The organism is Rhodococcus sp. P4_F3_2, from assembly GCF_056401335.1.
On record NZ_JBFUJN010000053.1, the window covers coordinates 21,533 to 28,138 of the forward strand.

Genomic DNA, 6,606 nt, shown 5'->3' on the forward strand with positions numbered 1-6,606 from the left:
GCCTTTCAACGATTCTCTAGAACGGCAGCAAATTGACGCGGTGGACCACCGGCTAAGCGGTGGTCTGTACGTGGCAGCGGCGAACGCCGGCGCCTGGCACCCGCCCAGGCTGTGTTGCGCGTCTTTCGCTTGTAGGATCGTGGCACTGCGGATCCACAGGATGAGCCGGAGGTTTTACCCCACTTTCTTGGGGGCGCCTCCGGTTTTCTGCTGTTCGGACGTAGTTCCCGCTCTCCGTTTGCGTTCTGCAGCCGCCTTTTTCGCCGCTTGCCGCGCCGCGATCCTCTTCTGATCCTTCTCGGTCAGCGGGACGGGCGGTACTTCCGGCTCGTCGACCGGTCGGAAGTTTGCGAGACCGAGTGCGATGTCCGGGTGCACCAACAGTTCTGGCCGGCCTTTTCCGTCGATGAACGGCATTTAGTTCTCCTCGGTGATGTCTCGTAGTTGGATGATGTTCCGCCTGCCGAACGATCCGTCGGGGCGCTGATAGCGGCCTTCGTGCGAGCTGACAACTTGCCAGCGCATCCCCCGCGACAACAGATGCGAAGTGATGTCGACCGAGTCGGAGCCACCGAGGTACATCCCGCGTGGGGTTTCCATCTCGAAGATCACTTCCCGATCACCCACGACCAGGTCGAGTTCCTGAATAGCGTGCGTGGACATCGTGTATCGGTCGAACTCGATGCGCGAACCCGGCTGCAGCGCCCTCGGTAGGTTCGTCGGCTGTTCGGGCAGTGAGTGCGGCACCGAGACAGCGCAGTACACAACATGCCCGCGGTCGTTGCCTCGTTCGGCAGTCTGGATGGCGCGGTCGTTGCCTCGTTCGGCAGTCTGGATGGCGCGGTCGATGCGCTGAACCTGTGACCGCGTACGCTCGTCGAGCCCTTGAGCATCGCCGCGCGCAGCGGTGAGAGCTGCACCGGTCGTCTTCCATGTTGTGGGATCGGAGATCAGGGACTCCACTGTTTTGTATCCGATTCTGGGCAGCGCTGTCTGGGCGGCGTTTTTGGCGACCGATCGGGCTTTGCGTTGACGGGAGGACAGCGGCAGCCGGATCGCGTCCGGAATCGGCAATGTTCGGCGTTTGCGTTCATTCACCTGCGTGACCACGGGCCGGGGAAAGGCGCGTTCGAGGTCTTTGCGTGCGCGGGTGAACTCTCCGGCCTCGACCATCCGATCGAGGTCACGAGCCCCACTGCGGTCACGGACGCGATCGTCGAACTCGTCGACGGCGCGATAGCCGCTTCGCTTGGATACGGGGCTGTTGTCTCCGCCGGCTTCCGGGTCGAGGTGCGAGGGACGTTCGGTGTCGGGACTGATCGAATACGCCACCCGCCCCCCTTCACTGTCGGTCGCCCCCCTACGAATCGCCGGGGGTTATGTGCGCGTGCGGCGTGGCAGGCTTCAACATTCCTGTTGGTGCCTGCCACGCCGTTGCCCGCCTCTGGACGGGTGCGCTGAGGGTGTGAGTCGTCCGGCGACCAAACCGTCGTCACACTCAGCGGGCCGATGCATTGCACCGGACGGGGTTCAGCATATCTGTTGCCGCCGACATGGGCACTGCTCGACGCGAACCTCTCACACCTGGGTAGCTGCAACGGCCAGCACCTGAGCGCGGACCTCGTTGTAGCGGCGGAGTAGTTCAGTCATTTCTTCGTCGGGATGCGCCAACTCTGGGAGGTTGCGGCCTTCAACGATTGTCTCGTCGGTGAAACCGATCTGCTGGGCACATTCCCGCAATGTCTTTGCAGTCACCGGTTTTTCGTCGAGTTTGCGAGTGAGGTAGTCGGTGAATCCGCCGAGACTGTGCCGCAGGTTCTGAATTCCACTGCCGCCCCGGCGTGTTGAGGTCGTCTCGATCCACTCGGCAACCTCAACCAGTGCATCGTCGTTCTGCACGGCTGCACGTAGGGCTGCATCCACGGCATCCGAAGCGGTGATGTCGGCGCAGGGATGGCCGTGGCGGGCAAAGATGTCGGCGAGGTCAAGGTTTGCGAGGTCGTCGTGGCGACTCCACCACCACGATGCGCGTAGGTGAACAGAGCCTCGCGATGGCGGTGTGGAAGCGGTGTCGGTCATGTGCTCGTGAACCTTTCGAGGCCAGGGTGTTTGTAGTCGATGGTGCTCGGCGGTGGACAGGACAATGTGCGGCTGAGCGTAGCGCCGCAACGCCTCGGGGTGTCCCGCCGAACCGCGCGACCCTTGCTTATACGAAAAGCAGGTCGCCGCACCGGCCGACCGGATGAGTGAACATCGGGCCGGGACCGCGGGTGGGGAATGCGGTCGGGAGTCAGGTGTGGCGACCTGCTTTCTCGTCGCACACTGAGGTTAGATCACACCCCCGACAAGTTATTGCCCTTCCGGCAGGCGGGATCTTCTATCGCGCGTGTTCACGCATATTGCATGGACGGGCGCCACGTGATTCCCCCGTTGAGCGGAATTTCGGGAGGGCGATTCCGGCGTCTGCTGATGAGTTGACGTAACGCGGACGGTTGTCGCGTTCGACGATGTCGCCAGGGAAAAGTCCGGCGAGCTTGAGAATGCCATGAAATTCTTTTGGCACCCACTGAGTTTGGTCGTCCGGAATGTAGTCGGATTTCCAAATTTGGATAGGGCCTTGCTCGATGACGAGCTGGTAGACCGTGCGAGATCCGAACCCGCGCACCACTTTCAGTTGCTCTGGTGTACCTCGCCGCTGCGGTATGTAGTCATCTGCGAATCCGGATTCGCGGGCTGCTCCTGGTGTGGTGAAGAGGGTGGCTTTGCGCGGACCTTGCAACCAGGGTGGCGGGTTGTCGAGATATCGGATCAGCCGTTCGGCGGTGGTGAATCCGTCGACGGGGTGTGCTGGGAAAACTCCGCCGCATGTAGGGTCGTCGAGTTCGTCGATCGATCCGGGCCGGGGTCCGTTGACCGGCACTGAGCCCTTGATCGATCGACCGAAGCGGAAGCAAAAACGCCCGTTGTCGATCGCTTTGGGCAGGGGAAGATGTACTGCCGGCCACACTCGCCCGTCGATCTTCCACTTGGCGGCTTTTCCCGCAGCGTCGAGTACGACATGGGAGACGCGATTGTCGTATGCGATCGTTTCGGCGATGTCGTCCGGCACCCCAACCCCTTTGAGCGCTCCCTCGGTGTTGGTAGGGCCGGTCCCTTCGTAGCCGACGGAGCAGTTGTCGAGCGCGACCCAGTCTCCGAGTCCTGCGCAGCGAACAAGGACGTTCGGAGCGCGTAGGTGTCCGTCGACGACGAACCGCGCGAAAGGCTCTTGGGAGAGGTACACGACGTCGGACGCTTCGAAACCGGCGATGATTTCGGTTATCGGCCCGTGGATTCGAACATGGTTGATGAACGGTCCACCGGTGAGCCGTCGGATCTCGTAGTCCGTGTTCGACACTACGATTCCTGCATTTTGGGCGTCTTTGACGAGCGCATTCAGAGTTGCCCGGGGGATGTCCAGGTGGCGGCTGACTTCCGAGATGGTGATGCCGTACTCGTCGCGGGCGTGGTCGATGAGCGCCCCGACCTGCAATCCGTGATGGCGAGCCTGTGCAGCGCCGGCTTCTCGGAGCGACGAACTGAGCTCGATTTGGCGGAGGCCGACCAGCCTTCCACATACTCCCCGCACTTCTCGGCATCGAAGTAACCACCGCCCAGGGCTGGGTCACCGAAGTCGGCCAAAACAGCGCCTACGCCGCCGACATCACCAGAAGGCAGCGACCTCCGAGCGAACAAGCCAATCCCTGATCACAATGTCTGACTCTCGATCCCCCCTGCACGACAGAGCCGTTCAACCGAAAACCACCGTCACCAACCAATTCACGAAAGCGTCCGTCCGCGTCCACTCAATCGAGACAGAACTCATTGCCCTCGATGTCTTGCATCACCAGGCACGACTCGTGAACTCCGTCAGCACGCAGTAGTCGCACGCGTACCGCGCCGAGCTCGACCAGTCGTGCGCATTCGGCCTCGAGTACAGCGACACGCTCCTCACCCACCAGACCCGTACCGACCCGCACGTCAAGGTGCAGCCTATTCTTGACGACCTTCCCTTCGGGAACTCGCTGAAAGTACAAGCGCGGGCCCACACCTGAGGGATCAACGCATCCTGAACCCTTGTGTTCGTAACCAAGTACCTCGCCCCAGAAACGAGCGAGGCGCCCAGGGTCTGCGCAATCAAAGGTGACTTGGATTTGTTTGACCGTGAGTTCGGGCACGCTCTCATCGTTTCATTTCGATCTTATGCCGACTCCATTTCTGCTCAACGGGATTCGATTCAATCGAACCTGCTCGTCAGGCAGCTCTTTCGGGTCCACGTCACAGACAAACTCCATTGTCAATTTTACTTCGGCATATCAGACGCAAGGAATCACTCGCGCCAACCAATCAGATCCACGCATTCAGCACGTTTGTTTATCACGCATTACCGGTGTCGTCGTGCGCACCGAGAATCAGTGATCCGATACCGCCGGCTGCACTGCCGGAGCCCGGTACGAATCCGCACACAATTCCTTCTGTATTCGCTCTGACCGGGGTCTTCAACCAATCTCTAGAGCGCTTCCCAGGCTGGTAGGGCGACGCGATGTTCTTGGCGACGATCCCTTCCAGGTGATGCTTTTTGGCCACTTGGAGCATCGTCGGCCCATCGACGTTGAGCCAGTGCGGTGGGACTTTGATGCGCGGGTGTTCGAGGCTGAGGTTGGCGAGCGCGACGTCGAGGACGTCGAACACATAGTACGAGGCCAGCGCCTCGTTGCGAAGTTGCGCGGTGGGTTTGAGGACGTGCATTCGGCGCTGCAACAGGGAGAAAGACGGCACACCGTCTGCTCCAAGTGCGACGATCTCGCCGTCGAGGACGGTTTCGCGACCATCGAGCACAGCACTGAGCGCATCGACGACCTCGGGAAATGATCCGCTGATGTCGTTGCCGTTGCGCGACCACAGCGCCGGAGCCTTGGAACCTGTTGTAGCTATTGCCCTTTGGCCATCCCACTTACTCTCGAATGCCCAGCGCTCCCCCGCCGGGGGCTGCCCGAGTGTGGCGAGCATCGGCGGAACCGGTTTTCCCGTGGCGGGACTCATCTCTCCACTGTGCGCCGGTTTGTCCTGGCTCGCGACTGTTTTCTTCGAGGTTGAGACACTGTCGATATGACTCGTACCCCCGACCCGGATGAAGGCTGGACTCCGCCGCGGACGAGGGTCAGGCCGGAATGGTTCTGCTGCCGAATGGTTGGTGGGGATATCGGTACAAGGCCGAGGTGAGGCCCCTTATCGTGGAGAAGCCAGAGGAGCGCGACGCGACGCCGGACAGTTCCGCCGAGTTCGATCAAGATCGTTGACTCGGCGGGTGTTTCGTCGCGATCCCGTCCCCTGGTGTCACAGGGGTCGTTCGATCTAGGCGTCCTGTTCATCGTCGTCGCCGGGCCTCGCCTCGATGACCGGCACGAGACCGGCGAGCTTCGCCGGAAACGGGTACTTTCCGGGGGGCGTCCGCGGTTGATTCGATGATTGCGGTGTGAGCGGCCTCGTCGACGCTGACGATCGTGAACACCGAGACGCCTTCGGTCCCGATTCTCACTTGGTCACCTTGCTGCACGAGATTCTCCTGTCGAGATGTTGGCGACTGTCTATCGTCGCAGCTATTTACACGGGAAATTTCCGGTGACCTCGTCCACTACGCCGATGAGGTACCCGGCATCTGGGGGCTCATTTTTCTGTGCAAAACCAGAATTCTTGCAGGTCATCGGATCGCAGAGCGTTCGCTGACGTCGGCACTCACCCCTGGATCCGCGTGGGTCGATCGGCTATGCGCTTTCGGCGTTCTCGCGTGCACGCGCCTGGACAACCGACTTCCGAACGGCCCAGGTGTCGCCCACGCGGGTAGCGGGGAGCTTGGCCGTCTTGATGGATTTCAGGATGCTCTGGCGGCTCACGCCCAGCTCTTCTGCTGCTTCGCTGACGGATACGAGCGCCGGCAGCTCCGCGGCTTCGGTGAGCCTGTCGAAGTCCGCCGCGGGCAGCACCCGTAGCGACACCAGCGCCGGCGGGTACTGGTCGAGGATCGCCAATGCGGTGGTGTTGGCCTGGCGGACGGAGTCTGCGGGCAGGGTGAACACGATTTCGGTGCGGCCGAGTTCGGAGCGTCCTACTGCTCCGCTGTAGTCGGCGATGGGGTCGATCAACAGCTCGACGGTCCCCTCGTCGAACGGTGCGTCGAGTTCGGCGACGACGTTGTAGGGCTGTGCGGTCATGGGTTGTGGTCCTTTTCTGTTGCGGTGCGAGGTTTGRTTGAATGAGTCCGGGKCGGGGATGCCTTCTACATCCCCGACCCTTTCTCACGTGCCTACTAGCGTGGCGGCCATGCGAACCCGGTCTGGCGTTTGATCTGCGCCAGTGCGTTCCTCACGGCCCGACGGTCGCTGGCCGTCTTCGAGAACGTCGTGATCAGTTGACCGTCTTTGTAGACCATCGGGTGACCCGCTTTCGTGGCGCGGATTTCGAATCCGGCCTTCTCGAGTGCCTTCAGGATCACTTTCGTGTCCTGGTCGATTCCTCTGAATCTCTGTGGCAATCTTCGCACCTCTCTATTTAGTTGACAACCACAGC

At 61.4% G+C, this 6,606-nt stretch carries 9 protein-coding genes; all 9 read right to left on the reverse strand.

What is annotated here, in order from left to right; genetic code table 11:
- Positions 1-174: 174 nt before the first annotated feature.
- The 9 genes from AC1DWA_RS30850 to AC1DWA_RS30890 all read right to left on the reverse strand — a co-directional run bounded on the left by AC1DWA_RS30850 (position 175) and on the right by AC1DWA_RS30890 (position 6,532).
- Positions 175-417 carry a hypothetical protein gene (locus AC1DWA_RS30850; RefSeq protein ID WP_477848131.1) on the reverse strand — a complete coding sequence of 81 codons (243 nt, stop codon included), beginning with the start codon at positions 415-417 and terminating at the stop codon, positions 175-177.
- Entirely contained in the window at positions 418-1,332 is a 915-nt protein-coding gene (locus AC1DWA_RS30855) for a hypothetical protein (protein ID WP_477848133.1), read from the reverse strand. It abuts the gene before it with no gap.
- Between the two features lie 246 nt (positions 1,333-1,578).
- Entirely contained in the window at positions 1,579-2,079 is a 501-nt protein-coding gene (locus AC1DWA_RS30860) for a hypothetical protein (RefSeq protein WP_477848135.1), read from the reverse strand.
- Between the two features lie 298 nt (positions 2,080-2,377).
- Positions 2,378-3,628, reverse strand: coding sequence for a hypothetical protein (locus tag AC1DWA_RS30865; protein ID WP_477848137.1), 1,251 nt, complete (start codon positions 3,626-3,628; stop codon positions 2,378-2,380).
- Positions 3,629-3,845: 217 nt separating this feature from the next.
- A complete protein-coding gene (locus AC1DWA_RS30870; RefSeq protein ID WP_477848139.1) occupies positions 3,846-4,217 on the reverse strand; it encodes a VOC family protein in 372 nt (123 codons plus the stop codon).
- A 199-nt stretch (positions 4,218-4,416) separates the two neighbouring features.
- Positions 4,417-5,082: an ATP-dependent DNA ligase gene (locus AC1DWA_RS30875; RefSeq protein ID WP_477917443.1), complete on the reverse strand. Its 666-nt coding sequence runs from the start codon at positions 5,080-5,082 to the stop codon at positions 4,417-4,419.
- A 325-nt stretch (positions 5,083-5,407) separates the two neighbouring features.
- Positions 5,408-5,578 carry a hypothetical protein gene (locus AC1DWA_RS30880; protein WP_477847101.1) on the reverse strand — a complete coding sequence of 57 codons (171 nt, stop codon included), beginning with the start codon at positions 5,576-5,578 and terminating at the stop codon, positions 5,408-5,410.
- A gap of 226 nt (positions 5,579-5,804) precedes the next feature.
- Positions 5,805-6,251, reverse strand: coding sequence for a helix-turn-helix domain-containing protein (locus AC1DWA_RS30885; protein WP_477847103.1), 447 nt, complete (start codon positions 6,249-6,251; stop codon positions 5,805-5,807).
- Between the two features lie 95 nt (positions 6,252-6,346).
- On the reverse strand, positions 6,347-6,532 hold the full coding sequence (locus tag AC1DWA_RS30890; RefSeq protein ID WP_477847105.1) for a hypothetical protein: 186 nt from the start codon (positions 6,530-6,532) through the stop codon (positions 6,347-6,349).
- Positions 6,533-6,606: the final 74 nt, after the last annotated feature.